At 69.4% G+C, this 23,501-nt stretch carries 22 protein-coding genes; 4 read left to right on the top strand and 18 right to left on the bottom strand.

The features are described 5' to 3' along the window. Positions 1-243: 243 nt before the first annotated feature. From pstB to DDE23_RS04090, 5 genes are all read right to left on the bottom strand, one after another. Complete coding sequence (pstB, locus tag DDE23_RS04110) at positions 244-1,080, bottom strand: phosphate ABC transporter ATP-binding protein PstB (RefSeq protein ID WP_107750091.1); 837 nt, start codon at positions 1,078-1,080, stop codon at positions 244-246. Position 1,081: 1 nt separating this feature from the next. Beyond that, positions 1,082-2,443 carry a phosphate ABC transporter permease PstA gene (pstA, locus tag DDE23_RS04105; RefSeq protein ID WP_107750090.1) on the bottom strand — a complete coding sequence of 454 codons (1,362 nt, stop codon included), beginning with the start codon at positions 2,441-2,443 and terminating at the stop codon, positions 1,082-1,084. Continuing rightward, complete coding sequence (pstC, locus tag DDE23_RS04100) at positions 2,440-3,807, bottom strand: phosphate ABC transporter permease subunit PstC (protein ID WP_107750089.1); 1,368 nt, start codon at positions 3,805-3,807, stop codon at positions 2,440-2,442. The genes pstA and pstC overlap by 4 nt, the downstream gene beginning before the upstream one ends. A 75-nt stretch (positions 3,808-3,882) precedes the next feature. After that, positions 3,883-4,890 carry a substrate-binding domain-containing protein gene (locus DDE23_RS04095; protein ID WP_107750242.1) on the bottom strand — a complete coding sequence of 336 codons (1,008 nt, stop codon included), beginning with the start codon at positions 4,888-4,890 and terminating at the stop codon, positions 3,883-3,885. A 171-nt stretch (positions 4,891-5,061) separates the two neighbouring features. After that, positions 5,062-5,967 (bottom strand): carbohydrate kinase family protein, encoded by a 906-nt coding sequence (locus DDE23_RS04090; protein ID WP_107750088.1) that lies wholly within the window; start codon positions 5,965-5,967, stop codon positions 5,062-5,064. 131 nt (positions 5,968-6,098) lie between these two features. On the opposite strand from DDE23_RS04090, the gene DDE23_RS04085 reads away from it, so the two are divergent. Then, positions 6,099-7,250 carry an ROK family transcriptional regulator gene (locus tag DDE23_RS04085; protein WP_238149888.1) on the top strand — a complete coding sequence of 384 codons (1,152 nt, stop codon included), beginning with the start codon at positions 6,099-6,101 and terminating at the stop codon, positions 7,248-7,250. Between the two features lie 255 nt (positions 7,251-7,505). On the opposite strand, the gene DDE23_RS04080 is transcribed toward DDE23_RS04085, so the two are convergent. The 10 genes from DDE23_RS04080 to DDE23_RS04035 all read right to left on the bottom strand — a co-directional run bounded on the left by DDE23_RS04080 (position 7,506) and on the right by DDE23_RS04035 (position 17,321). Next, positions 7,506-8,117: a nucleoside/nucleotide kinase family protein gene (locus DDE23_RS04080; RefSeq protein WP_107750087.1), complete on the bottom strand. Its 612-nt coding sequence runs from the start codon at positions 8,115-8,117 to the stop codon at positions 7,506-7,508. After that, a complete protein-coding gene (locus DDE23_RS04075) occupies positions 8,114-8,395 on the bottom strand; it encodes an SRPBCC family protein (protein WP_133239518.1) in 282 nt (93 codons plus the stop codon). Before DDE23_RS04075 ends, DDE23_RS04080 begins: the two co-directional genes overlap by 4 nt. 301 nt (positions 8,396-8,696) lie before the next feature. Continuing rightward, positions 8,697-9,455 (bottom strand): squalene/phytoene synthase family protein, encoded by a 759-nt coding sequence (locus tag DDE23_RS04070; protein ID WP_107750240.1) that lies wholly within the window; start codon positions 9,453-9,455, stop codon positions 8,697-8,699. 33 nt (positions 9,456-9,488) lie between these two features. After that, positions 9,489-10,472, bottom strand: coding sequence for an alpha/beta hydrolase (locus DDE23_RS04065; protein WP_202863204.1), 984 nt, complete (start codon positions 10,470-10,472; stop codon positions 9,489-9,491). Then, positions 10,469-11,152, bottom strand: coding sequence for a class I SAM-dependent methyltransferase (locus DDE23_RS04060; protein WP_107750085.1), 684 nt, complete (start codon positions 11,150-11,152; stop codon positions 10,469-10,471). The genes DDE23_RS04065 and DDE23_RS04060 overlap by 4 nt, the downstream gene beginning before the upstream one ends. Before the next feature lie 77 nt (positions 11,153-11,229). Then, positions 11,230-12,867 carry a citramalate synthase gene (gene cimA / locus DDE23_RS04055; RefSeq protein ID WP_107750084.1) on the bottom strand — a complete coding sequence of 546 codons (1,638 nt, stop codon included), beginning with the start codon at positions 12,865-12,867 and terminating at the stop codon, positions 11,230-11,232. Positions 12,868-13,021: 154 nt separating this feature from the next. Next, entirely contained in the window at positions 13,022-14,437 is a 1,416-nt protein-coding gene (cysS, locus tag DDE23_RS04050) for a cysteine--tRNA ligase (RefSeq protein WP_107750083.1), read from the bottom strand. 211 nt (positions 14,438-14,648) lie between these two features. Beyond that, positions 14,649-15,581, bottom strand: a complete 933-nt coding sequence (locus DDE23_RS04045) for a DMT family transporter (RefSeq protein WP_107750082.1) — start codon at positions 15,579-15,581, stop codon at positions 14,649-14,651. A 60-nt stretch (positions 15,582-15,641) separates the two neighbouring features. Continuing rightward, on the bottom strand, positions 15,642-15,995 hold the full coding sequence (locus DDE23_RS04040; protein ID WP_107750081.1) for a DUF5368 domain-containing protein: 354 nt from the start codon (positions 15,993-15,995) through the stop codon (positions 15,642-15,644). Between the two features lie 9 nt (positions 15,996-16,004). Further along, a complete protein-coding gene (locus tag DDE23_RS04035) occupies positions 16,005-17,321 on the bottom strand; it encodes an NAD(P)/FAD-dependent oxidoreductase (protein WP_107750080.1) in 1,317 nt (438 codons plus the stop codon). A gap of 165 nt (positions 17,322-17,486) precedes the next feature. On the opposite strand from DDE23_RS04035, the gene DDE23_RS04030 reads away from it, so the two are divergent. Then, the gene (locus DDE23_RS04030) at positions 17,487-17,978 is read left to right on the top strand and encodes an RrF2 family transcriptional regulator (protein ID WP_107750079.1); all 492 of its coding nucleotides are present in this window, start codon (positions 17,487-17,489) and stop codon (positions 17,976-17,978) included. A 3-nt stretch (positions 17,979-17,981) separates the two neighbouring features. Here DDE23_RS04030 and DDE23_RS04025 read toward each other — a convergent pair whose 3' ends face one another. Both DDE23_RS04025 and DDE23_RS04020 read right to left on the bottom strand, forming a co-directional pair. Then, a complete protein-coding gene (locus DDE23_RS04025) occupies positions 17,982-18,590 on the bottom strand; it encodes a retropepsin-like aspartic protease family protein (protein WP_107750078.1) in 609 nt (202 codons plus the stop codon). Positions 18,591-18,680: 90 nt separating this feature from the next. Further along, entirely contained in the window at positions 18,681-19,292 is a 612-nt protein-coding gene (locus DDE23_RS04020) for a MarC family protein (protein ID WP_107750077.1), read from the bottom strand. 104 nt (positions 19,293-19,396) lie between these two features. Here DDE23_RS04020 and DDE23_RS04015 point away from each other — a divergent pair, with 104 nt between their 5' ends. Then, positions 19,397-20,272 carry a peptidoglycan-binding domain-containing protein gene (locus DDE23_RS04015; RefSeq protein ID WP_107750076.1) on the top strand — a complete coding sequence of 292 codons (876 nt, stop codon included), beginning with the start codon at positions 19,397-19,399 and terminating at the stop codon, positions 20,270-20,272. A gap of 21 nt (positions 20,273-20,293) precedes the next feature. On the opposite strand, the gene DDE23_RS04010 is transcribed toward DDE23_RS04015, so the two are convergent. Continuing rightward, positions 20,294-22,144: an ABC-F family ATP-binding cassette domain-containing protein gene (locus DDE23_RS04010; RefSeq protein WP_107750075.1), complete on the bottom strand. Its 1,851-nt coding sequence runs from the start codon at positions 22,142-22,144 to the stop codon at positions 20,294-20,296. Positions 22,145-22,269: 125 nt separating this feature from the next. Here DDE23_RS04010 and DDE23_RS04005 point away from each other — a divergent pair, with 125 nt between their 5' ends. Beyond that, positions 22,270-23,445: an MFS transporter gene (locus tag DDE23_RS04005; protein ID WP_107750238.1), complete on the top strand. Its 1,176-nt coding sequence runs from the start codon at positions 22,270-22,272 to the stop codon at positions 23,443-23,445. The last annotated feature ends 56 nt before the right edge of the window (positions 23,446-23,501 follow it).

Below are 23,501 nucleotides of genomic sequence, written 5' to 3'. Positions count from 1 at the left end.
CCCCCCCGCCGCCGCCCCCCCCCCCCCCCCCCCCCCCCCCCCCCCCCCCCCCCCCCCCCCCCCCCCCCCCCCCCCCCCCCCCCCCCCCCCCCCCCCCCCCCCCCCCTTTGCGTTTTCTGGGGGCGGGCTCCCGGCCGCGCCACGGACGCGGCGTTCGCGGCTGAAACGCGCCACTGGCGCGTTTCCGAGACGCCGCTCACCCCCCGCCTTTGATCGCCCGAGCACAGCCGAGGGCGAAACCGCTCAGCCGATGCGGCCGGTGATATAGGCCTCGGTCTGCTTTTCCTTCGGGTTGACGAAGATCTGCTCCGTCTCGCCGTATTCGATCAGCTTGCCCAGATGGAAGAACGCCGTCTTCTGCGACACCCGCGCCGCCTGCTGCATCGAATGGGTCACGATGATGATCGTGTATTGCGCGCGCAGCTCGTGGATCAGGTCCTCGACGATCGAGGTCGCGATGGGATCGAGCGCCGAACAGGGCTCGTCCATCAGGATGACCTCGGGCCCCGTGGCGATGGTCCGCGCGATGCAGAGACGCTGCTGCTGGCCGCCCGAGAGGCCGGTGCCGGGCTGGTCCAGCCGGTCCGACACTTCCTTCCACAGCCCCGCCTTCTTCAGCGAGCTTTCGACCAGATCATCGGTCTCGGCCTTGGTCTTCACCAGCCCGTGGATCCGCGGCCCATAGGCGATGTTGTCATAGATCGACTTGGGGAAGGGGTTCGGCTTCTGGAACACCATGCCGACGCGCGCCCGCAGCTCCACCACATCGAGCGAGGGGTCGTGGATGTCGTCGCCGTCGATGGTGATGAGGCCGCCGACCTTGCAGCCCTCGATCGTGTCGTTCATCCGGTTGAAGCAGCGCAAGAAGGTCGACTTCCCGCAGCCCGAGGGGCCGATGAAGGCGGTGACCGACTTTTCCGGGATCTCGATGGAGACATCGAAGATCGCCTGTTTCGGGCCGTAATGCACCGTCACATCCCTGGCCGAGATGCGGCTCACGTTGCTCGCCACCGAGGCGGGGGCCGAGGGGCGGATGCGGCTGCCGCTCAGCGGCGCGCGGGTTTCGGGGGTCGCGTTCATCTCAGGCTTTCCTTTCCAGGCGGGTCCGCAGCCAGATCGCCAGCGCGTTGAGCAGGATCATCAGGCCCAAGAGCACGATGATCGCGGCGAAGGTGCGTTCCTCGAAGAAGTTCCGGTTCTCGTTGCCCTGCCAGAGGTACACCTGCACCGGCAGCGCCGCGGATTGGTCGAGGGGCGTCGCCGGGATATTGGCGACGAAGGCGTTCATGCCGATCAGGAGAAGCGGCGCGGTCTCGCCCAGCGCCTGGGCCACGCCGATGATGGACGCGGTCAGGATCCCCGGGAAGGTCACCGGCAGCACATGATGAAAGACCATCTGCATCTTCGAGGCGCCGATCCCCAGCGCCGCCTGCCGCAAGGACGGCGGCACGGCGCGGAGTGCCGAGCGGGTGGCGATGATGATCGTGGGCAGCGTCATCAGCGTCAGCACCAGCCCCCCCACCAGAGGCGCCGACAGCGGCAGGTGGAAGATGTTGATGAAGACCGCCGCGCCCAGGAGGCCGAAGACGATGGAGGGCACCGCGGCGAGGTTGTTGATGTTCACCTCGATCAGGTCGGTGACGCGGTTTTTCGGCGCGAATTCCTCGAGATAGAGGGCCGAGGCCACGCCGACCGGCACCGCCAGCAGGATCACCACCAGCATCATGTAGAAGGACCCCATGAAGGCCCCCGCCAGACCGGCCGAGGCGGGCGAGGCGCGGCTGTCCACATTGGTGAAGATGTGCCAGGCGAAGGCCGGATGCACCGCGCCCGAGGCGATCAGCGCGTCGATCGCGTCGCGGGCCGGGCGGGTCAGCTGCTGGCGGTTGTCGGGCAGGTCGCGGCTGAGTTTGCCCTTGGCCCAGTTGTCGCCATCCGCCGACAAGAGCAGGCGCACCGGCACGGTCTGGCCGATCAGCGCGGGATCGGCGGCCACCATGTCGCGCAAGACGAAGCGGGCGCCCGAGTCGATGATCGAGACGGCGGCGCGGTCATCGACCTCGACCCCCGAGCCCGCGTTCTCGACCGCGGCGACGATCAGCCGGTTCCAGTTGACCAGCGCCAGGCGGCGCTGCCAGCCCAGCATCTCGGCCCGGAAATCGGCCTCGGATTGACCGGCCTGCCGCACCGGGCGCTCGGGCAGATTGATGACCGCCGGGTCGAAATAGACCTCGGCGTCGAGGTTGTATTGCCAGAAGGCCGGCACGCCCTTCATCAGGATATTGCCGAAGAGCACGGCGACGAAGGCCATGGCCGCCAGCACCGAGGCGAGCCCCAGCATCTTGAACCGTGTCTCGGCCCCGTTGCGGCGGGCCAGTGACTTGCGGACCTGCGCCCGGCGCCGGTCGTTGGCGGCGGCTTCGGTTTCCAGGATCTCGGTCATTCGTATTGCTCCCGGTATTTCCGGACGATGGCCAGCGCGCCGATGTTCAGCATCAGCGTGATGACGAACAGCGTCAGGCCCAGCGCGAAGGCGACCAGCGATTGCGGCGAGGCGAAATCGGCGTCGCCGGTGAGGGCGGTCACGATGGTCACGGTGAAGGTCGAGGTGGGTTCGGCCGGGTTGAAGCGCAGGATCGGCGCGTTGCCCGCGGCCAGCACCACGATCATCGTCTCGCCGATGGCGCGGCTGACGGCCAGCAGGATGGCGCCGACGATGCCGGGCAGCGCGGCGGGGACGATGACCATGCGGATGGTCTCGGATTTGGTGGCGCCCAGACCGAGCGAGCCGTCGCGCATGGCGCGGGGCACCTGGCGGATGATGTCATCGGAAAGCGAGCTGATGAAGGGGATAATCATGATCCCCATCACGATCCCGGCGGTCAGGGCCGAGGTCGCATTGACCCTGAGCCCCACCAGATCGCCCAGCCCCGACAGGGCCGGACCCACGGTGACCAGCGCGAAGAAGCCGTAGACGATGGTCGGGATCCCGGCCAGCACCTCGATCACCGGCTTGATGACGTTGCGCAGCCGGGGATTGGCGTATTGCGTGAGCCAGATCGCCGACATCAGCCCGACCGGCAGCGCCACCGCCATGGCGATGATCGAGATCATCACCGTGCCCAGCAGCAGGGGCAGCATGCCGTAGCTGCCCGAAGCCTCGTTCGAGGTGGTGGAATAGCCGGGGTTCCAGACGGTGCCGAAGAAGAAATCGACCGGCGAGACGAAGGTGAAGAAGCGGATCGTCTCGGTCACCAGCGAGACGACGATGCCCAGCGTGGTCAGGATCGCCACCACCGAGCAGAAGATCAAAAGCGCCTTGATGGCGGCCTCGACATGGTTGCGGGCCCGCATCCGGGCGCTGAGGCGGCCGCGCATCAGCACGAGCCCCGCGACGCCGAGGATGGCGCCGAGGCCGACGGCGGCCATCAGGAGCGTGGTGTTGAACCGCGCCAGATTGGCGCCCGCGGTGGTTTCCCAGGCCTGGGCCTCGCCCGCCACGCCAAAGCCCGAGGCGATGTTGCGCAACCGGGCGGCGGCACCGGCGTAATCGCTGGTGCCGGGGGCGATCTCGGCCGGGATCTGACCGGCGATGTACCAGTCCTGCAGGGTGCCAGAGGTCACCAGCCACAGGAACAGGATGAACAGAAGCGGCAGCGTGGCCCAGAGGGCCAGCAGCGCGCCGTGATATTGCGGTCGGGAATGCAAACGGCCCGCCCCGGCCAGCGCCTTGCTGCGCGAGACGCCCTGCTGATAGGCGACGGCCATCAGGGCCAGGACGAGGGCGGCAATCAGGAGACTGGTCATGCGCCGGGCTTCATCTTCGAGACAGGGAAGCGGCGCGCCCCGGTGGATCCGGGACGCGCCAGCGATGGGCGGCCGTTACTGGCCGACGCTCACGCCGTTCATGAAGTTGTCGAGGGTCTGGGCGGTCTCTTCCGCCGGGGCGGGGATCAGGCCCGCCGCTTCCAGACGGCCACCGGCACCGGCCATGGCGTCCGACAGGAAGAACTGGACGTATTCCTCGATGCCGGGGACCACGCCGATATGCGCGCCCTTCACGTAGAAGAACAGCGGGCGCGACACCGGGTATTCACCCGAGGCGACGGTTTCCAGCGAGGGGGTGACGCCCGACATGGTGGCGACTTGCAGCGTGTCGGTGTTCTGCTCGTAGAACGACAGGCCGAAGACGCCGACGGTGTTGCTGTCCGAGGCGAGGCGGGCCAGCGTCTCGGTGTAGTCGCCGGCGATCTCGGTCACGTTGTCCTGACGCAGCGCGCCGCAGACCTCGTGGTCGGTGCCTTCGCCCATGACCGCTTCACAGCCCGGGAAGATCACCTTCTCTTCGAAGACTTCACGGGTGCCGTGGTTCGAGGCCGGGATCGCCATGACGATGCGCTGCGCGGGCAGCGAGGGGTCGATGTCCGACCACAGCGTCGGCTGGGCCATGCCCTCGGGCAGGTTGGCGGCGATGGCGGCGTAGACGAAGCGCGGCTCCAGCGCGAAATCCGGGCCATTGGCCGAGGAGGCGAAGACGATGCCGTCATAGCCGATGCGGATTTCGCGGATGTCGGTCACGCCGGCGGCGGCGCAGCTCTCGATTTCCGAGGCCTTGATCGGGCGCGAGGCATTGGCGATGTCGATGGTCTCGGCGCCGACGCCGGCGCAGAACTGGCGCAGACCGCCCGACGAGCCGCCCGAGGCGACGACCGGGGTCTCGAACTCGGGGAAGGCCTGGCCGAATTCCTCGGCGACGATCGAGGCGAAGGGCAGAACCGTCGACGAGCCGGCGATCTGGATGTTGGTGCGGGTCTGGGCGAGCGCGGGCGCGGCCATCAGCACGCCGGCAGCAGCGGCGATCGCGAGGAAGCTCGTGGTCTTGGCGAACATGGATTTCTCCTGGGTCATTCGGGGTCCAGCCCCTTTTCTTTCGAGGCTGTGCACCGGGTACGCCCGTTGCATGACGCTTCTGTCACATGCGCATGACAGTTCTGTAACACCCGCCCGCCGACCCGGGGCGGTCCCGCCTCGCCCGGGCGGGATGCAGGCGTTAATGCCTTGTTAAGGCTGGAGCTCGCGGGCCCAGGGCGGATTCGCCCCGGCGCGCGACACGGTGATGGCGGCCGCCGCCGATCCGAGCCTGAGCGCCCCGCGAATCGCCGAATCGTCCAGCTCGGCAAGGCAGGCGCGACTCAGCAGGCCCGCCCGCGACAGGCTGGCCAGCACCCCCGCGTTGAACGTGTCCCCCGCGCCGACCGTATCAACCACCGTCACCCGCCGCGCGGGCTCCACCAGCCGGTGCCGGGCGCTGACGGCCCGCGCCCCCCTGCCGCCATCGGTCACCAGGACCAGTGCGGCCCCTCCGTCGATCAGCCCCTGAAGGAAACCCTCCCCGTCGCCCCGGGCCAGCCAGCCCAGATCCTCGACCGAGAGTTTGACGATATCGGCCATGCCCAGCATCCGGCCAAGCCGGGCCCGATACGCGGGTTCGTCCTGGATGAAGCCCGGGCGGATATTGGGGTCGATCATGGTGACGGAACCGGCCGCACGGGCGCGCGCCATCATCGCCTCATAGGCGCCGCCGCAGGGCTCGGCGACCAGCGAGATGCCGCCAAAGAAACAGGCGCTGGCCGTGACCGGGGGCAGATCGGCCTCGGTCAGCAGGCGCCCGGCGGTGTTCTCGTCATAAAAGGCGTAACTCGCCTGCCCCTCGACCAGCCGCACGAAAGCCAGCGTGCAGGGCCGCGCGGCGGTGACACAGGGCGCGCTGTCGACGCCCGCATCCGCCAGGCTCGCGCGCAGCATGTCGCCGAAGAAATCGGCGCTGAGGCCCGAGAAAAAGGACGTGGGCGCACCCAGCCGGCCCAGCGCGATGGCGGTGTTGAAGACCGCGCCGCCGGTATGGGGCGCGAAGGCCCCCGCCACCGGCAACATGTCGATCAAGGCCTCGCCGCAGCACAGGATCATCGCGCCCTCCCCCGATTCCCTCGCGGTTCATTAAGCCGCGGCCCCCGGGGCCTGTCAATTAATAACTCACTCTGATTTATTTATTGACAGGCCGCCCCCGCACCCCCAAAGCTGCCACCCGGAGGGCCCGAATGCAGAACCCCGGCACCAATCAGAGCGGCATGCGGCAGGGCAACGAACGCCTTGTCCTGACGCTCCTGCGCCGCCACGGCCCGCTGCCCAAGGCCGAGATCGCCCGGATGACCGGCCTTTCGGCGCAGACCGTCTCGGTTATCATGCGCGCGCTGGAAGAGGACGGGCTGCTGCACCGCGGCGACAAGCAGCGGGGGCGCGTCGGCCAACCCTCGGTGCCGATGGCGCTGGCGGCCGAGGGGGCGTTCTTCCTCGGGCTGAAGATCGGGCGGCGATCCTCCGAACTGGTGCTGGTCGATTTCCTCGGCCGGATCCGCGACCGGCGGATCCGCCGCCACGATTGGCCGACGCCCGAGGCCGCGCTCGCCTTCGCCGAGGGCGCCACGCGCGAACTGACCCAAGGCCTGCCCGCCCCGCTGCGCCCCCGCATCGCCGGGATGGGCGTGGCCCTGCCCTTCCGCCTCTGGGATTGGCCCGACAGCCTCGGCGCCCCGGCCCGGGCGATGGAGGGCTGGCGCGAGTGCGACCTGCGCGCCATGCTCGCTGCCCGCCACGGGATCGAGGTGTTTCTGGAGAACGACGCAAGCGCCGCCTGCGGGGCGGAACTCGTGTTCGGCACGGCGCCCCTGCCCGCCGATTTCCTCCATGCCTATGTCGGCTTCTTCGTCGGCGGCGGGCTGGTGCTGGACCGCAAGCTCTTTCCCGGGCGGCGCGGCAACGCCGCTGCGCTGGGCTCGCTGCCGGTGCGGGGCGGGGATGGCGGGACGGTGCAACTCCTCGACCGCGCCTCGACCGCCCGGCTGGAGGCGGCGCTCCTCGCCGCGGGCCTGCCCGCCGACAGGCTCTGGTCCATGCCCGAGGTCTGGGACATCCCCGAAAGCCTGCTCGCGCCCTGGATCGAGCAGGCCGCCGAGGGCCTCGCCCAGGCCGCCGTCACGGCGCTGGCGCTCCTCGATCTCGAGGCGATGGTGATCGACGGCTGGATGCCCGGCGCGATCCGCCAGCGTCTGGTCGCGGCAACCGATCAGGCCTTCCGGCGACAGGATCGGGCGGGACTCGAGCCCCTGCGGCTGATCGAGGGCAGCCTCGGCCCCGACGCCCGCCCCCTCGGCGCCGCCGCCCTGCCCCTCGCCGCCCGCTACCTGACCTGACCCGCCCGCGCCCTGGGCCTCGGCCAATCCGCCCGCCGAAAGCCCGGGGGGTTTTCCACCCCCCGGCCCCCCCGGAGGATATTTGAGGCGCAAAGAAGGGCGCGGTTTACCCCAAATTAAGGTTAATGCCGCCTTCCCCTGCACCTTTCGATACGCCAAGCACCTGACGCCACAACCAGCGCCCCGCCCCCCTTCATCTTTGTTCTGAAAATATCCCGGGGGGCTCGGGGGGCTGGCCCCCCGATGCATGACCTCTCAGCCCGCGGGATGGATCAGATCCGCCTCGGCCGATCCCTCACCGACCGCGCGGATGTTCGGCAGGTCATTGCTTCGGACCCAGTCGCGCGCCCGTTCGTCGCTCCAGCCCAGCGCCCGCCAACGCGCCAGAAGCCGCGCCTCCAGCACCGGTTCGGGCACCGACAAGCGGATCGTCAGATCCCACAAACGCGCAAGGTCCGACCAGGGCGGCGCCCTGAGCAGCAGGTAATTGCCCTCGACCAGCACGATCCGCACCGCAGGCCCGATCTCGCGCGCAGACCCCCGGGACAGATCCAGCGCCCGGTCGAAGACCGGCACCAGCACCGCCCGGTCATCGGCCCTGAGCCGCGCAAGATCCCGCGCCAGCCCGTCCACGTCGAAGGTCCAGGGCGCGCCCTTGCGCGACCGCTGGCCGCGCGCCTCCAGCAGCGCATTGTCGAGGTGATAGCCATCCATCGGCAGCACCGCCGCCGCAGGCCCCAGCGCCCGGGCCAGCCCCTCGGCCAGCGTGGATTTGCCCGATCCAGGCGGCCCGGCCAGCGCCACGAAACGCCGTGACGGCCCGGCGCCCAGCCGGGACCGGATCGTCGCCGCCAGCGCCTCGGTCACACCGGGGTTCCGGCCAGATGCTCGCGCAGGGACGTCCCCAGAATGCGCCGCCAGAGCGCCCGGTAGCGGGTGTTCAGATCCTCGGGGACCGGGCCGATGGCATGATGCTGCACCAGCAACCGGCTGCCGGTCGCCGTTGCGGAGATGTCGAAATGCACGCGCCCCGCGACCACGCCCTGCACGCCGAACCACCCGTTCAGATAGAGCCGCCTGCCGGGCTCGATCGCGTCGACAACACCCCAGATAACCCCGGCGCCACCGGCGCCCGTCTCGATCATCGGCGCCCCCAGCTCAGGAAGCAACGACAGGCGCCCGGAGGGTCCCGTGAGCCGCGCATCGACAGGCCACCAGGCGTCGAGCGACAAGGTCAGCGCCGTGAACAAGGCAGCGCAAGTCGAGGTGAAATCGTACTCCTGCCGGATTTCTAGGCCCGGTACCCCATGTCCGATCAAGGCACCCCCTTTGCCGCTCTGATCAAAGAGCTGGCTGGCCGGTAACACCTGTATACACTAAACGCGATAAACCCTTGGTTTGGCTAGAGGTAATAGAGACATTTTCCGTTTCAATTGACGGCAGATGTCAGAATCCCCGTAGCCGGTGCCAGATCAGCCCGGCGCGGCGCAGGATTTCCGCCTCGGCCAGCCCGCCGCCCTGCGCCAGCGCCGGTCTGGCCCGGGCCCGCCGCAGCACCGCGCCGGTGCGCCAGGCGGACCAGAGCGCGGGCCGCACCGGCGCCGGCAGGTCGCGCAGCGCGCGGGAGGCGCGGCCGATCCGGTCCAGCCCTTCCTGCGCCAGCGCCGCCACCGCCGCGCCCTCGGGCAGGCCGCGCCGACCGGCGGCGTCGAGCGCGGGCAGCGCCAGCAGGTAGTTGGCGAGCCCCTGCGCCGCGCCCAGATCGCCCGCGGCCGCGCTGTCCGGCCCGCCCAGCGCCAGCACCGCGGCCCGCATCAGCGCGCCGCCGGTGCCGTCGAGATAGGCCCAGAGCGCCGCCTCGCCGTCGAAGGGCTGCGCGGTGCCGATCTCGGCCTCGCGCGCGTCGATCATCGCGTGCAGGGGCGAAGCGGGCAGCCCGGCGCGGATCAGCGCCTGCAGGGGCTGCGCGACCTCATGCGCCTTCATCTCCTCCAGATCCACGACCTCGCGCCAGAATTGCAGACGCATCTGGGCGATCATCGGCTCGCGCGTGACCCAGGGGGCGCGGGCCAGCTCCAGATTGAAGGCATAGAGCGGGAACAGCGCCGCCCGCGCCGCCACCGGCGCCGCCATCGCGGCCAGAAAGCGGTCGGGATCGCCCTTTTCGACAAGGGCAGCGCAGGCATTGATCGCGTCACGGTCCATGGCGCGCGGCATAGCGCGGGGCGCGCGCGGGCGCTAGTCCCCGCTCAGGAAGGCGGTCACCCGGTCCGAGGTCTCGGGATCGTCCACGACCGACAGATGCGAGGCGCCGGTCAGCGCGTAGCTCCCTCGGTCGGTCGCCGCGCGGAAGGTCGGCTCATAGGCCTCGGCCCGGAAGGCCTCGTCCGCGCGTCCGGCCAGCAGCAGGAAGGGCGGCAGCGCGGCGATATCGCCCTGCCAGTCGCGGCGCGGCGCGAAGGAGGCGTTGAGGCGGAAGGAATAGGCCCGCGTGGCGGTGGCGCCCTGCGGCCCGTCCAGCACCGCATCGGGAAAGCGGAACTGGATCACCGGCAGATGGTTCAGTGCCCGGATGCCGACGCCGTTCAGCATGCTGAGGCCGATGATCCGCCGCGTCATCACCCGCGCCCAGCCGCCGGAGTCGGGCCGCGCGGTCGGCGCGTCGTATCGCACGAAGGGCGCGAGCAGCACGGCGCGCTCGATCAGCGCCCCGTGCCTGCCGCCCGCAAAGCGGATCACCAGCCCGCCGCCCGAGGAATGGCCGAGCATCGCCACCCGCTGCCCCGGCCGCGCCTGACCCTCGATGAGGTCGGCCAGATCATCCTCGAACTGGCCGATGTAGTCGACGTCGCCCCGGCGCGCGGGCGCCGGGCCATGGCCCCGCAGATCGGGCGCCACCACGTCAAAGCCTGCCGCGGCCAGCGCCGCGCCCAGACGGGCGAATTGCGCCCCGTGCCAGCCCGAACCATGCACCGCCACGACCAGCGTCCCGGCCTCCGCGCCCGCGTCCCAGCGGCGGAAGCCCAGCGTGGCGCCGTCCCGGGCCTGGTAGCTCTGCAACGCGGGCAGCGCGGCGCCGCTCAGCACGCTGAAATCCAGCCCCCCACCCTCGGCCCTGAGATCCCCGACCGGAGGGTCGCTGGCGATCAGGCCCAGGGCGATCCCGCCGGAAATGGCAAGGCTCAGCGCCGCCGAGATCGCAATCTTGCTCAACAGACTCATGCAGGCTCCACCACCAACAGACGATAATCGTAACTCTCGCCCCAGCGCTGCCAGAGGGCGATCTCGGCCCGGAAGGCGGCGACCAGATCGCCGTCGCGCTCCTCGGCCAGCGCGGCCTCGAGCGGGTCGTAATAGCGCGCCCAGTCGGCGCGGCCGATCCAGCGCGCGCCCAGCACCCGCCAGCCCGCCGCCGTGACCTCGGCCTCCAGCGCCGCGGCGTCGCGCATCGCGACGCCCTCGGCATCGAAGAAATCGGTCACCGCCTGCGGACGCGCCGGGCCGGCCCAGCACAGATCCGAGAAGGCCACGCGTCCGCCCGGGGCCAGCACCCCGCGCCAGGCCGCCAGCGCCCGGCCGATGCCGAGGTTGTAGACCGCGCCCGCCGACCAGATCAGGTCCCAGGGACCCGCGGGCGGGTCGGCCATATCACCCTGAAGGGCGGTGACGGCGGGGGATCTGGTCGCCACCGCGGCCACGAAGTCGGCCGCCGTGTCCAGCGCCGCGACCCGCCCCTGCGGCACCGCTGCCAACAGTGTCCCGGTATCCGCCCCCGTCCCGCAGCCCGCGTCCAGAATGCGCGCATCGGCCCGGGTTTCCGCCACGCCCAGCGCCCAGCGCAGGCTGTCGGCATCGCCCGGCCCCGCCCGGTCCAGCCGCAGGAAAAGATCCACAAGGCTCATGCCGCACCCCCGGCGCTGCGTGTGATCGGCCGCTCAATGCTCCTGGACCCGAGGCCTAGCCCCGGGTGACCCATGCGTCAACCCAAAGCCGGCTCGGCCCCGTCCTGGATCAGCTTCCACTGGATCGCGTCCAGGAGCGCGCTGAACGAGGCATCCACTATGTTCGGGCTGACCCCGACGGTGGACCAGCGCCGCCCGCTGCCATCCTCGCTGTCAATGATGACCCGGGTCACGGCCTCGGTCCCGCCCTGGGTGATGCGGACCTTGAAATCGACCAGCTGCATGTCCTCGATCGAGGCCTGATAGGGCCCCAGATCCTTGGCCAGCGCCTTGGCCAGCGCGTTGACCGGGCCGCGGTCGGTGCCCGTCTCGTCAGTCGATTCGCTGACCGAGAGCACCTTGTCCCTGCCGATCTTCACCACCACCACGGCCTCCGAGACGCTGACCATCTGGTCATAGCGGTTCTTGCGCCGCTCGACCGTCACCCGGTAGCGCTTGATCTCGAAGAACCGCGGCAAGAGGCCCAGCTCGGCCCGCGCCAGCAGTTCGAAACTGGCCTGGGCGCCGTCATAGGCATAGCCCTGATCCTCGCGCGCCTTCACCACGTCGAGGATCCGCGCCAGCCGCGGATCGCCCGGCGCCACCTCGATCCCCGCCGCCGCCAGACGGGCCCGCAGGTTCGACTGGCCCGCCTGATTGGACATCGGGATGACCCGGGCGTTGCCGACCAGCGCGGGGTCCACGTGTTCATAGGTCGTGGGATCCTTGAGGATCGCACTCGCGTGCAGCCCCGCCTTGTGGGCAAAGGCCGAGGCCCCGACATAGGCGGCGCTGCGCAGGGGCACCCGGTTCAGGATGTCGTCCAGTTGCCGCGAGACCTTCACCAGCCCCGCCAGCGCCTCCCGCGCCACCCCGGTCTCGAACCGGCTGGCATAGGGCTCCTTCAGCAGCAGCGTCGGGATCAGGCTGGTGAGGTTGGCGTTCCCGCAGCGCTCGCCCAGCCCGTTCAGCGTGCCCTGGATCTGCCGCACACCCGCATCCACCGCGGCCAGCGAACAGGCCACGGCATTGCCGGTATCGTCGTGGCAATGGATGCCCAGCCGCGCGCCGGGGATGCCCGCCGCGATCACCTCGGCGACGATCCGCCCCACCTCGGCCGGGAGCGTCCCGCCGTTGGTGTCGCAAAGCACCACCCAGCGCGCCCCCGCGCCATGGGCGGCTTTCAGCGCCTCCAGCGCGTAATCGGGGTTGGCCTTGTAGCCGTCGAAGAAATGCTCGGCATCGAACAGCGCCTCGCGCCCCCCGGCCACCAGATGCGCGACCGAATCGCGGATGTTGACCAGGTTCTCCTCCAGCGTGATGCCCAGCGCGGTGGTCACGTGGAAATCATGCGTCTTGCCGACCAGACAGACCGCCGGCGTCCCCGCGTTCATCACCGCCGCCAGCACCTCGTCATTGGCGGCCGAGCGTCCGGCCCGCTTGGTCATGCCGAAGGCGGTGAAAGTGGCTCTCAGATCCGGCCGCGTCTCGAAGAATTCGCTGTCGGTGGGGTTCGCGCCCGGCCAGCCGCCCTCGATGTAATCGACGCCCAAGTCGTCCAGCGCCCGGGCGATGGCGGCCTTCTCGGGGGTCGAGAATTGCACGCCCTGGGTCTGCTGGCCGTCCCTCAGCGTCGTGTCGTAAAGATAGAGCCGCTCCCGTGACGTCAAGGACATGGCGACCCCCGTTTACCTTCGTTCAACCCGCGCCCATCTTTGCGCCCCAAATATCCCACGGGGGTCCGGGGGTGTGAAACCCCCGGTCCGCCGCTGGCCAGAGGCGCCACCGCCCCCGTAGGGTGCGTGCTTGCACGCACCGTCACCGCACCCATCACAACCCCTCCAGCTTGGCCGGATCGAAGCCCGCGCCGGGCACCAGCTCCACACCCGCCTTCGACATCCGCACCTCGACCCCGGCCGCGATCAGCGCCGATTTCAGCGCGTCGACGGGCGCGAAATCCTTCGAGGCCATGGCGGCCGTCCGCAGATCGGCGAGCTTCCCGGCCAGCGCGGACAGATCCACGCCCTCGGCCCAGCCGCCCATGCCCTCGTCCAGAAGCCCCAGAAGCCGGGCCGAGGCGAGGAAGACGCCCTTCTCGTAGAAGCAATCCTTCTGCGGGTTGGACGCGATCGCCTTGGCCAGCGCATGCAGCCGCGCCATGGCGCCGGCGCCGTTCAGGTCATCGGCCAAAGCCTCGACCAGCTCGGCATCGGGGCCGGTGGGTTCGGCATCCGCCGTCAGCGCGCGCCAGTGGCGCAGCACCCCCTCGGCCTCGCGCGCCTTCTCGGCCGTCCAGTCCATGGGCTTGCGGTAATGCGTGGACAGCATGACGAAGCGGATCACCTCGCCGGGATAGCCCTGCTCCAGGAGTTCCCGCACGGTGAAGAAATTGCCCAGCGACTTGGACATCTTCTTGCCTTCGACCAGCAGCATCTCGTTGTGCATCCAGACCCGGGCGAAGTCCGACCCCGGGTGGGCGCAGCAGCTTTGTGCCACCTCGTTCTCGTGATGGGGAAAGGCCAGGTCGATGCCACCACCGTGGATGTCGAACGAGGCGCCGAGCAATTCATAACTCATCGCCGAGCATTCGATATGCCAGCCGGGCCGCCCCCGGCCCCAGGGGCTCTCCCAGCCGGGCAAGGAGGCATCCGACGGCTTCCACAGCACGAAATCCATCGGGTCGCGCTTGTAGGGCGCGACCTCGACCCGGGCGCCCGCGATCATGTCGTCGACCGACCGGCCCGACAGCCGCCCGTACTCGGGGTACGACCGCACGTCGAACAGCACATGGCCCGCGACCTCATAGGCATGGCCGCGCTCGATCAGCCCCTCGATCATGGCCACCATCGCGCCGATATACTCGGTTGCGCGGGGCTCCTTCGTCGGACGCAGCGCGCCCAGCGCGTCCATGTCGGCGTGATACCAGCCGATGGTTTCCTCGGTCCGCTGGTGGATCAGATCCTCCAGCGTGCCGGGCGCGCCAGCCTCCTGCCGGGCCAGGGCGGTGGCGTTGATCTTGTCGTCCACATCGGTGAAATTGCGGACATATTTCACATGATCCTCGCCATAGACGTGGCGCAGCAGCCGGAACAGCGTGTCGAACACCACCACCGGCCGGGCATTGCCCAGATGGGCCCGGTCATAGACCGTGGGGCCGCAGACATACATCCGCACGTTCCGGGCGTCGAAGGGCTCGAACGCCTCCTTCGAGCGGGTGCGCGTGTTGTAGAGCCGGATGGCGGTCATGGCCTCTCCCCTATCCGCATTCCATAAAGAAACACCCCCCGCGCGGGGTGGGCTGGGACTTTTCTTGGGGAAAAGACGACCGCCTCCGCGCGAGCCTCAGCTCAGCGGGTAATGCAGCAAATGATGATGCGCAGCGTCGTCATGGGCTTGGCGATAGCACCAAGACCCCGCTCGCGCAAGGGTCGGGCGCGCAAGCGTTCAACACGGGCTTTCAGCGTCCCATCGGCCCGACCGGGCGCCGCCGCCCGGCGCGGATCTCGCGCCAGGTCATGATCAGCCCCCCGGTCACGACGATCAGCGCGCCGAGGATGCTGATCCTGTCGGGCCAGAGGTCGAAGAAAACGATGTCATAGAATGCGGCCCAGAGGAGCGTCGCGTACCAGAAGGGGGCGACGAAACTGGCCTCGGCCCGCTGGTTGGCGGTCAGATAGAGGATCTGCGCCGAGACCATGATCGTGCCCAGCGCCACCAGCAGCGCCCAGACGCCCGGACCCTGCGGCCAGACGAAGACCGGGATCGCGGCGAGACAGGCGATCACCGTGCCCATGCCGTTGTTGATCGCCATGGTGCGGCCCGGCGGTTCGGTGGTGGCCAGCCGCTTGATGGCGATAGCCTCGACTCCCATGGCGGCCGCCGCGCCCAGCGCCAGCAGCGCCGCGGGCTGGATCACCCCCGCCCCGGGCCTGAGCAGCACCAGCGCCCCCGCCAGCGCGACCAGCGCCGCCAGCCAGCGCCAGGGGCCGACCTTCTCGCCCAGAATCACCCCGGCGAAGAGCATGGTGGCGACCGGCGACAGGAAGCTCAGCGCGTTGACGTCGGAGAGCGGCAGATAGCGGGCGGCGCTGAACATGAGCAGCGTGGCCAGCCAGCCGAGACTGGTGCGCAGCGCGTGCAGGCCCCAGTTCGGCCGGGACGCCCCGCCCGCGGGTTCGCTCCAGGCCTTGCGGCCGGTGGCGCGGCGGGCCAGCAGGAAGCCCGCGACGGCGAGGAAGCCGAAGAGGAACCGCGCCTGGCTGAGCATCAGCGCCGGGACCGGCTCGCCCATCGTGCCGTTGCCCAGGGTCTTGGCGATGAGGGTGGTCGCCGCGACCAGCATCGCGCAGGTCAGCATCAGGGCGACGGCAATCGGCAGGGAGGGGCGCATGGGGGATCCGCAGCAAGGCAGCGGCACCCTAGACGCTTCACAGGCGAATGAAAACCCGGCTCACTCGTCCTGCGGGCCGCGGACCAGCGATTGCACGACATAGACGAGGATGGCGAATCCGACCGCACCGACCAAAGCGATGCCGGCCAGCACCAGCCAGTCGATCGGCCCGCCCATGTCGGACAGCCGCGAGGCGGTGATGGCCAGCACGAACCACACCGCCCCCGCGGCGCCCACCGGCATCGACAGCTGCGCCCAGAGGAATTTCCGCAGGCTCAGCGCCCGGTCGCGGAACAGGACATGCAGGTAAAGCCCGGTAATCAACGCGGCGATGGCGACCAGCGCCCAGAAGACGCCCCGGCCGAACATCTCTTCCCAGACGGCGATCAGGGTGGCGAAACTCAGGTCTTTCATCGCGCCCCCTCAGGCCCGGCCGCGCAGCATGGCGTTATAGGTGGGTTTCAAGGCGATTTCCTTCATCAGCCACGAGATCCAGAGCTCTTCCAGCGGGGCGATGATCCCGGGGAACGACGGCGTCAGATTGTCGGTATAGTCGAACTCGATCAGCATGGCCCGGCCGATCCGGGTTATCATTGGGCAGGCGGTATAGCCGTTGAAGGTCTCCGTCCCCTCGCGCCCGGCCAGTTCCGAGACGAGGTGATCCTCGACCACCGGCAGATGCCATTTGACGCTGGCGGCGGTCTTGCCCTTCGGCACCCCGGCGATATCGCCGAGGCCGAAGATGGCGGGATAACGCCGGTGGCGCAGGGTGGCGGGGTCGACCTCGATCCAGCCCTGATCGAGCCAGCGGTCGGTCCAGCCGAGCCCCGCCTCACGGATCACCCCGGGCGCGCGCTGGGGCGGAATGACGTTGATGAAATCATAGCCCGTGGTGACGTCGCCCGCGGGCGTGGCATAGGTCGCGACCCGGCGCTGCGCGTCGAGCGCCTTCAGCACATGGTCATAGCGCGCCTCGATCCCCCGCTCGTCAAAGAGTTGTCGGAGGCGGTGGTGGACGATCGGCAGGCCGAACAAGGTCTGGTTCTGGGCGTGATAGGTCAATTGCACCCGCTCGCGGTTGCCCTTCCGGCGGGCGATATCCTCGGCCAGGAAGGCCATTTTCAGCGGCGCGCCGGCGCATTTGATCTCGGTCGCCGGGCGGCCGAAAAGCCCCACCCCGCCCCGGTCGGTGAAACGGTCCAGCTCGCGCCAGCTCAGTTCCGCGTATTCGGGGCCCGCGTAATGCGCGCTGACCCCGTCATGGCCCACGAGGTCCAGCGAAAACCCCTCGATACCCTCCCAATCGAGCGTGAGCCCGCTCGCCACGATCAGATAATCATAGGCCAGCACCCGGCCGCCCGTGGTGGTGACGCGCTGCGCCACCGGATCGAGCCCGGCCGCGTGTTCGGGGATCCACTCGACGCCCTCGGGCAGCCACTCGGCCGTCCGGCTGATGGCGTAGCTCGCCGGTTTCAGCCCCGCCGCGATCAGGGTGAAACCGGGCTGATACCAATGCTGCCGGCGGGCATCGAGCAGGGTGATCGTCGCCCCCTCCAGCCGGGCCGCCAGCCGGTTGGCCATCGCCGTGCCGCCCGCGCCCGCCCCCAGGATCACGATCCGCGCCGAGGTCCGCGTCCGTTCCGCCCGCGCCCCCTGCCCCGAGGCCGCCAGCGCCGCGCCGCCCGCCGCCAGCCCCAAAAAGGCGCGGCGCGAGGCCTTCAGGGTCAGGGGCTCTGGCATGGCGTCCACCTTCCTTGTGGTCAGGGGCCCGGGACCGGCCGTCACGACAAGGGAAATATTCCCCGGACGCGAGGTCGGGGATTTGATCTCAATCAAGGCGGGCGCGGGAAAAAAACCTGACCCTGTTTCGCATCTATCCCTGTTCCTGGTATCCCGGAGATCCCGATGCGTCTGACCACCCGCACCAACCTCGCCCTGCGCACGCTGATGGTCTGCGCGGTCAATCCCGACCGGATCGTGCGCAAGAGCGATGTCGCGGTGGCGATCAACGCCTCGGAAAACCACCTGGCGCAGGTGGTCAACCAGCTGGGGCAGTCGGGCTTCATCACCACGATGCGCGGCCGCCACGGTGGCTTCACCCTGGCCCGCCCGGCCGAACAGATCAGCGTCGGCGACGTGTTCCGCACCTTCGAATCCGATCTGCCCTTCATCGAATGTTTCTCGGCCGACAATACCTGTCCGCTGAAGGGCGTCTGCCGCATGTCCGCGCATCTGACCCGCGCGGTCGAGGCGTTCTATGCCTCGCTCGACCCCTTGATGCTGGGCGAACTGGTGGATTGCAACGACGGGCTCGAGGCGATCCTGTCGCTGGACGAGGGCACCCGGATGGCCCGCGCCGCGCATTGCACGCACCAGGGCAGCGCCCGGGTCAACTGAGCCTCAGAAGGTGATCCTGAGCCGGTCGCGCATGATCTCGATGCGCGAGAACCGCTCCAGATAGCCCATGCCCAGCAGCGAGCCATGCAGCTCGCCCTCATTGACCAAGGCCCGCACCCGGGTCGAGACATGGCCCTCGAGCGACACACGGTCGAGCGTGACCTGCGCCGTGCGGGTCACGCCATTGGCGGTGCGGGCCACGCCCAGAAAGCGCAGATCGCCCGGATCGAAGCCCAGCTTCGCCGCGTCCTGCTGGGTCAGCACCATCTCGCTGGCGCCGGTATCGACGATGAACCGCACCGGCGTCACCGCGCCATTCGGGCCGGTGATGTCCAGCGTCAGGTGATACTGGCCGTCGAACGAACGTTGCAGCACCAGCCCCTCGCCATCCCCGGTCTGCACCGCGACACTCGAGAACGAGAGCGATTGCCACAGACCATAGGCGGCCGCGGCGCCGACGAAGATCAGTGCCCAGAGGATCGCATGCCTCAGGAAGGTAAAGACCCGACCCCGCATCGCCACCAGCGCGTAACTGCCCAACACCACCAGCAGCACCGTGAGATACACGAGGCGCTGGATCTGCTCGTCGGTCAATTGCTCGAGGGCGGGCATCGGGCCTCCGCTGGGGTCTGTTCCCAGATGTAGGGCGCCGGGGGCCGCGCTGGAAGAGGACGCGCCGTCACAGGCCCGTCAGGTCGCGGCTCAGATCACCCCGGCCGCCCGCGCCCCGTTCAGCACGAATTGCACCGAGAGCGCGGCCAGCAACATCCCCAGCAGCCGTGTCACCACCATCTCGCCCGTCCGCCCCAGCAGACGTTCAATGGGCGGCGCCAGCAGGAAGAAGACGAAGCACGAGGCGATGACGACCAGCATGACGCCAAGGACGGCCACGGTGCCGGTCCAGCCCTCGACCTGATTCATCAGCAGAATCATCGAGGTCATGGCCCCCGGCCCGGCGATCAGCGGCATGGCGAGCGGAAAGACCGACGGGTCGGGCACGGTGGTCGCATGCCCCTCGCGCCGTTGCTGGCGGCGGTCGAACAACATGTCGAGCGCGGTCAGGAACAAGAGCACCCCGCCCGAGATCTGGAAGGCGGGCATGGTAATGCCGATGGTGGTCAGGATCTTCTCGCCCGCCAGCGCGAAGACCGCCAGCAGCCCGGCGGCGATGACGCAGGCCCGGATCGCCACGGCGCGGCGCTGGCGGGCATCCATCCCGGCGGTCAGCGGGATGAACAGCGGCGCCAACCCCACGGGGTCAATAATCACGAAGAGCGTGACGAAAGCAGTGGCGAGGAAAGCGATATCCGGCATCGGCTCAGGCTTCCCGCCTTCGGGGGCAAAGTCAACGCTCCTGTGAGTTGACCCTTGCTGACCGGGCTGCCTAGGCTGCGGGCCTCTGCCTCGGAAGGTCCCGGATGCTGCGCGCCCTGCCCCTGTTTGTCGCCCTGTCGCTGGCCGGTCCGGCGCTGGCGCAGGACATCGTCGGCCCCGGGGACATCGCCGTTGACGGGGCGATCGGCCGCTGCCGGGGGACCGGGCCGGAGCCCGGCCTCTGGTCCTGTCTGGCCGAGGCCGGGGTGCCCGCGGGCGGCATCGCCTTTGCCCGGCGGCTGGAGGCCGATCCGGTGATCGGCAGCCCGGGCCTCATGATCGGTTTCACCGAGACGGGCGCGGTCGATCTGGCCGACGTGCTGTTCCCTTTCCTCGCCAATACCAACGAGCAGACGCTTTTCGTCAACGGCACGGCCGGCGTGGTGCAGCCCCTGGCGCTGCAGCCGCAGACGGCCGGGGACGCCCAATCGCAGGCGATCCTCGCCGCACATCCGCAGGCGTTTCCGTCGCTCAGGCTGGCGGTCGTGGGGCATCGCGCGGTCGGGGCGCGGCAGCGTTTCATCGCGAGCGACGTGGTGACGGACGGCTGCCGGGCCTGCGCTGTGGTGGCGGTGGCCCTGACCGCCTATGAGTTCGAGGGAGGCGCGCTGAGCGGGGTCACGGCGCTTGGTTGGATCCCGCCCGCGCTGGCCGATGACGAGGCCCGGGCCGCGGCGCTGGCCGGGGACGACATGCAGGCGCTGCAGGTGGCGCTGACCTTGCGGGGCTACGCGCCCGGGCCGATGGACGGCCAACCGGGCGAGGCGACGACCCGCGCGGTGCAGGACTTCCTGACCGATGTCTGCCTTAGAATGGAGGCGGGGCTGAGCGAGGCGGCGCTGGCGATCCTCGCCGCGCCGCCGCCCTATCTGGATCCGCCGCCCTGCCAGCACCGGGAAAGGGACGCCCGAAACGAATGACTGACATTAAATGTCAGTCATTCACTTTTCAGCGTTCTCAACGGCTTCCACGGCTTTCATCCACAAGGCCTCGGCCCGGTCGAGGCCGTCCATGACCTCGGCATATTTGCGGTTCCAGACATCGAGGTCGCCCTTGCGGCCGTCCTCGTAAAGCTCGGGATCGGCCAGTTTCTTGGCCAGCTTCTCGCGCATGTCTTCCAGCTTCTCGACCCGCTGCTCGCATTTGCGCAGCTCGGCCTTCAGCGCCAGAACCTGCTCGCGCGTGGCCTTGGGCCTGGCGGCTTTCTCGGCCTTGGGCTTCTTCTCGCCCTCGTCGCCGCCCAGAAGCAGCGCGCGGTAGCTGTCAAGATCGTCCTCATAGGGCGCGACGCCGCCGTCCTTGACCAGCCACAGCCGGTCGGCGACCAGCGACAGCAGGTGCATGTCGTGGCTGACCAGCACCACGGCGCCGGAATAGGCGGTCAGCGCCTCGACCAGCGCCTCACGGCTTTCGATGTCGAGGTGGTTGGTCGGTTCGTCGAGGATCAAGAGATGCGGCGCGTCGATGGTCGCCAGCAGCAGCGACAAACGCGCCTTCTGGCCCCCGGACAGCCGCCCCACCACCGTCTCCGCCTGATCTGCCATCAGCCCGAAGCCTGCCAGCCGGGCGCGCAGCCGCGGCTCGCCTTCGGTCGGGCGCAGGCGGCGGACGTGCTGCACCGGGGTCTCGTCCAGATGCAGCTCGTCGACCTGATGCTGGGCGAAATAGCCGACGCGCAGCTTGGTCGAGACGGTCATCTGCCCGCCCCGCGCTTCAAGTTTGCCCGCCAAGAGCTTGGAAAGCGTGGATTTCCCCTCGCCGTTGCGCCCCAGCAGCGCGATCCGGTCGTCCTGGTCGATCCTCAGCGAGAGTTTGCGCAGAACCGTCAGATCGCCATAGCCGACCGAGACGCCCTCCATGGCGATAATCGGCGGCGAGAGTTCCTCGGGCGGCGGGAAGGTGAAGACGTGTTTCGCGGCCTCGGCGGGCGCGGTGATCGGCGTCATCTTCTCCAGCTGCTTGACGCGGGACTGCGCCTGCCGCGCCTTCGAGGCCTTGGCCTTGAACCGGTCGACGAAGGCCTGCAAGTGCGCGCGCCGGGCGTCCTGCTTCTTGGCCTCGGCCGTCAGGACCGCGCGCTGTTCGGCCCGGGTCTTGGCAAAGGTGTCGTAGCCGCCGGTGTAAAGCGTGAGCTTCTTGTCCTCGAGATGCAGGATCGCGCCGACCGCCCGGTTCAGAAGCCCCCGGTCGTGCGAGATCACGATGACCGTATGCGGATATTTCGCCAGATAGGCCTCGAGCCAGAGCGCGCCTTCGAGGTCCAGATAGTTGGTCGGTTCGTCCAAGAGCAGCAGGTCCGGCTGCGAGAACAGCACCCCCGCCAGCGCCACCCGCATCCGCCACCCGCCCGAGAAATCGGAACACGGCATCAGCATTTCCTCGGCCGTGAAGCCCAGACCCTTGAGGATGGTCGAGGCCCGCCCCTCGGCCGACCAGGCGTCGATATCCGCGAGCCGCGCCTGGATTTCGGCGATGCGGTGGGGATCGGTCGCGGTCTCGGCCTCGGCCATCAGCCCGGCGCGTTCGGTATCGGCGGCCAGCACCGTATCCAGAAGCGAGGTCGAGGACGAGGGCACCTCCTGCGCGACGCCGCCGATGCGGGCGCGGCTGGGCAGGCTGATCGACCCGCCCTCGGTCACCAGCTCGCCGCGGATCAACCGGAAGAGCGTGGTCTTGCCCGAGCCGTTGCGCCCGACGAGGCCCACCTTGTGGCCACTCGGAATACGGGCCGAAGCCCCCTGGATCAGCGGACGGCCGTCGACGGAATAAGAAAGATCGGTGATGCTCAACATGATGCCGCCGCTTAGCAGAAGCCTCGGCCGGGCACCAGCGGGCGCGCAACAGGCGCCGGGCAATATCAGGGTGCTTGCAATTCCCCGCGTGCTCGCCTTTGGTGGCGCGTCTGACCGAGAACGCCATGCATCGCACCCCTCCCCATCTCGGCACGCTGGTCCTGCTGACCGCGCTGCCGGTCCTCACGCTCAACATGTTCCTGCCCTCGCTGCCGGCGATGACCGTGGCGCTGGGCACCGACGAGGCCGGGCTGGCGCTGGCCGTCTCGGGCTACATGATCTTTTCGGCGGTGTTGCAGCTGGTCATCGGCCCGGTCAGCGACCGCATAGGCCGACGCCCGGTCGCGCTGGCGGCCTTGCTGCTCTATGCCGGGGCCTCGCTGGGCGCGGCGCTGGCGCAATCGGCCGGGGTTTTCATCGCCTTCCGGCTGGCGCAGGCGGCCATCGTTGCCGGCACCGTCATGTCGGCGGCGATCATCCGCGACCTCTATCCGCCCAGCGAGGCCGCGGGCCGCATGGGCGCGGTGAGCGCGTCGATGGCCTTGGCGCCGATGCTGGGGCCGACCATCGGCGGCATCCTCGACACCTATATCGGCTGGCGGGCGGTCTTTGGCCTTTACGCGGCGCTGGGGGGCGCGGGGCTGCTCATCGCCTTCCTGGACCTGGGCGAGACGAAACAGGCGGGCGGCCGCAAGCTGCGGCTCGCCGATTACGGCGCCTTGCTGGCCGCGCCGCGCTATTGGGCCTTTGCCCTTTGCCAGGCGTTCTCGCTGGGGGCGTTTTTCGTCTTCGTCTCGGGCGTGCCCTTCGTCGCCCATGCGCTGTGGGATCTGTCGCCCGCCTGGATCGGCGCCGGGATCGGCTCGATCACCGGGGGCTACATGCTGGGCTCGGCGGTGACCGCGCGGATGGCGCCGCGGCTGGGGATCCACCGGCTGATCGTCGCGGGGCGGGTCATCCCCTCGGTGGCGCTGAGCCTGGCGCTGATCCTGTTCCTGATGGGCGCGGCCTCGCCTTACCTGATGTTCGGGGCCACGATTTTCGTGGGCATCGGCAATGGCTTGACCGTGGCCAATGCCAATACCGGCGCGCTGTCGGTGCGGCCCGATCTGGCCGGGACCGCCGCCAGCCTCGGCGGAGCGCTGGCCGTCGCGCTGGGGGCCTTGCTCAGCTGGCTGACGCTGGCGGCGCTGGCGGTCAGCGCCTCACCGGTGGTGCTGCTGGGCATCCTGCTGGGGGCGGTGCTGGTCTCACTGGCGGCGGGGCTGGTGGCGGTCAGGCTTGACCGGGCGGCGCTCTGACGGCGCCCGCCGGATCAATCCGCGGCTTTTCAATCCCCGATGCCCGTGATAAGGCC

This window comes from Pararhodobacter aggregans, from assembly GCF_003075525.1.
Classification (GTDB): Bacteria; Pseudomonadota; Alphaproteobacteria; order Rhodobacterales; family Rhodobacteraceae; genus Pararhodobacter; species Pararhodobacter aggregans.
The sequence above is the reverse complement of the archived record's forward strand: the minus strand, read 5'-3'. Positions and strand labels throughout refer to the sequence as shown.

Bases quoted from the DNA above. Each gene is read 5' to 3' on its own strand.
- pstB (WP_107750091.1), bottom strand. From the start codon at position 1,080: ATGAACGCGACCCCCGAAACCCGCGCGCCGCTGAGCGGCAGCCGCATC.
- pstA (WP_107750090.1), bottom strand. From the start codon at position 2,443: ATGACCGAGATCCTGGAAACCGAAGCCGCCGCCAACGACCGGCGCCGG.
- pstC (WP_107750089.1), bottom strand. From the start codon at position 3,807: ATGACCAGTCTCCTGATTGCCGCCCTCGTCCTGGCCCTGATGGCCGTC.
- DDE23_RS04095 (WP_107750242.1), bottom strand. From the start codon at position 4,890: ATGTTCGCCAAGACCACGAGCTTCCTCGCGATCGCCGCTGCTGCCGGC.
- DDE23_RS04090 (WP_107750088.1), bottom strand. From the start codon at position 5,967: ATGATCCTGTGCTGCGGCGAGGCCTTGATCGACATGTTGCCGGTGGCG.
- DDE23_RS04085 (WP_238149888.1), top strand. From the start codon at position 6,099: ATGCAGAACCCCGGCACCAATCAGAGCGGCATGCGGCAGGGCAACGAA.
- DDE23_RS04075 (WP_133239518.1), bottom strand. From the start codon at position 8,395: ATGATCGAGACGGGCGCCGGTGGCGCCGGGGTTATCTGGGGTGTTGTC.
- DDE23_RS04070 (WP_107750240.1), bottom strand. From the start codon at position 9,455: ATGGACCGTGACGCGATCAATGCCTGCGCTGCCCTTGTCGAAAAGGGC.
- DDE23_RS04065 (WP_202863204.1), bottom strand. From the start codon at position 10,472: ATGAGTCTGTTGAGCAAGATTGCGATCTCGGCGGCGCTGAGCCTTGCC.
- DDE23_RS04060 (WP_107750085.1), bottom strand. From the start codon at position 11,152: ATGAGCCTTGTGGATCTTTTCCTGCGGCTGGACCGGGCGGGGCCGGGC.
- cimA (WP_107750084.1), bottom strand. From the start codon at position 12,867: ATGTCCTTGACGTCACGGGAGCGGCTCTATCTTTACGACACGACGCTG.
- cysS (WP_107750083.1), bottom strand. From the start codon at position 14,437: ATGACCGCCATCCGGCTCTACAACACGCGCACCCGCTCGAAGGAGGCG.
- DDE23_RS04045 (WP_107750082.1), bottom strand. From the start codon at position 15,581: ATGCGCCCCTCCCTGCCGATTGCCGTCGCCCTGATGCTGACCTGCGCG.
- DDE23_RS04040 (WP_107750081.1), bottom strand. From the start codon at position 15,995: ATGAAAGACCTGAGTTTCGCCACCCTGATCGCCGTCTGGGAAGAGATG.
- DDE23_RS04035 (WP_107750080.1), bottom strand. From the start codon at position 17,321: ATGCCAGAGCCCCTGACCCTGAAGGCCTCGCGCCGCGCCTTTTTGGGG.
- DDE23_RS04030 (WP_107750079.1), top strand. From the start codon at position 17,487: ATGCGTCTGACCACCCGCACCAACCTCGCCCTGCGCACGCTGATGGTC.
- DDE23_RS04025 (WP_107750078.1), bottom strand. From the start codon at position 18,590: ATGCCCGCCCTCGAGCAATTGACCGACGAGCAGATCCAGCGCCTCGTG.
- DDE23_RS04020 (WP_107750077.1), bottom strand. From the start codon at position 19,292: ATGCCGGATATCGCTTTCCTCGCCACTGCTTTCGTCACGCTCTTCGTG.
- DDE23_RS04015 (WP_107750076.1), top strand. From the start codon at position 19,397: ATGCTGCGCGCCCTGCCCCTGTTTGTCGCCCTGTCGCTGGCCGGTCCG.
- DDE23_RS04010 (WP_107750075.1), bottom strand. From the start codon at position 22,144: ATGTTGAGCATCACCGATCTTTCTTATTCCGTCGACGGCCGTCCGCTG.
- DDE23_RS04005 (WP_107750238.1), top strand. From the start codon at position 22,270: ATGCATCGCACCCCTCCCCATCTCGGCACGCTGGTCCTGCTGACCGCG.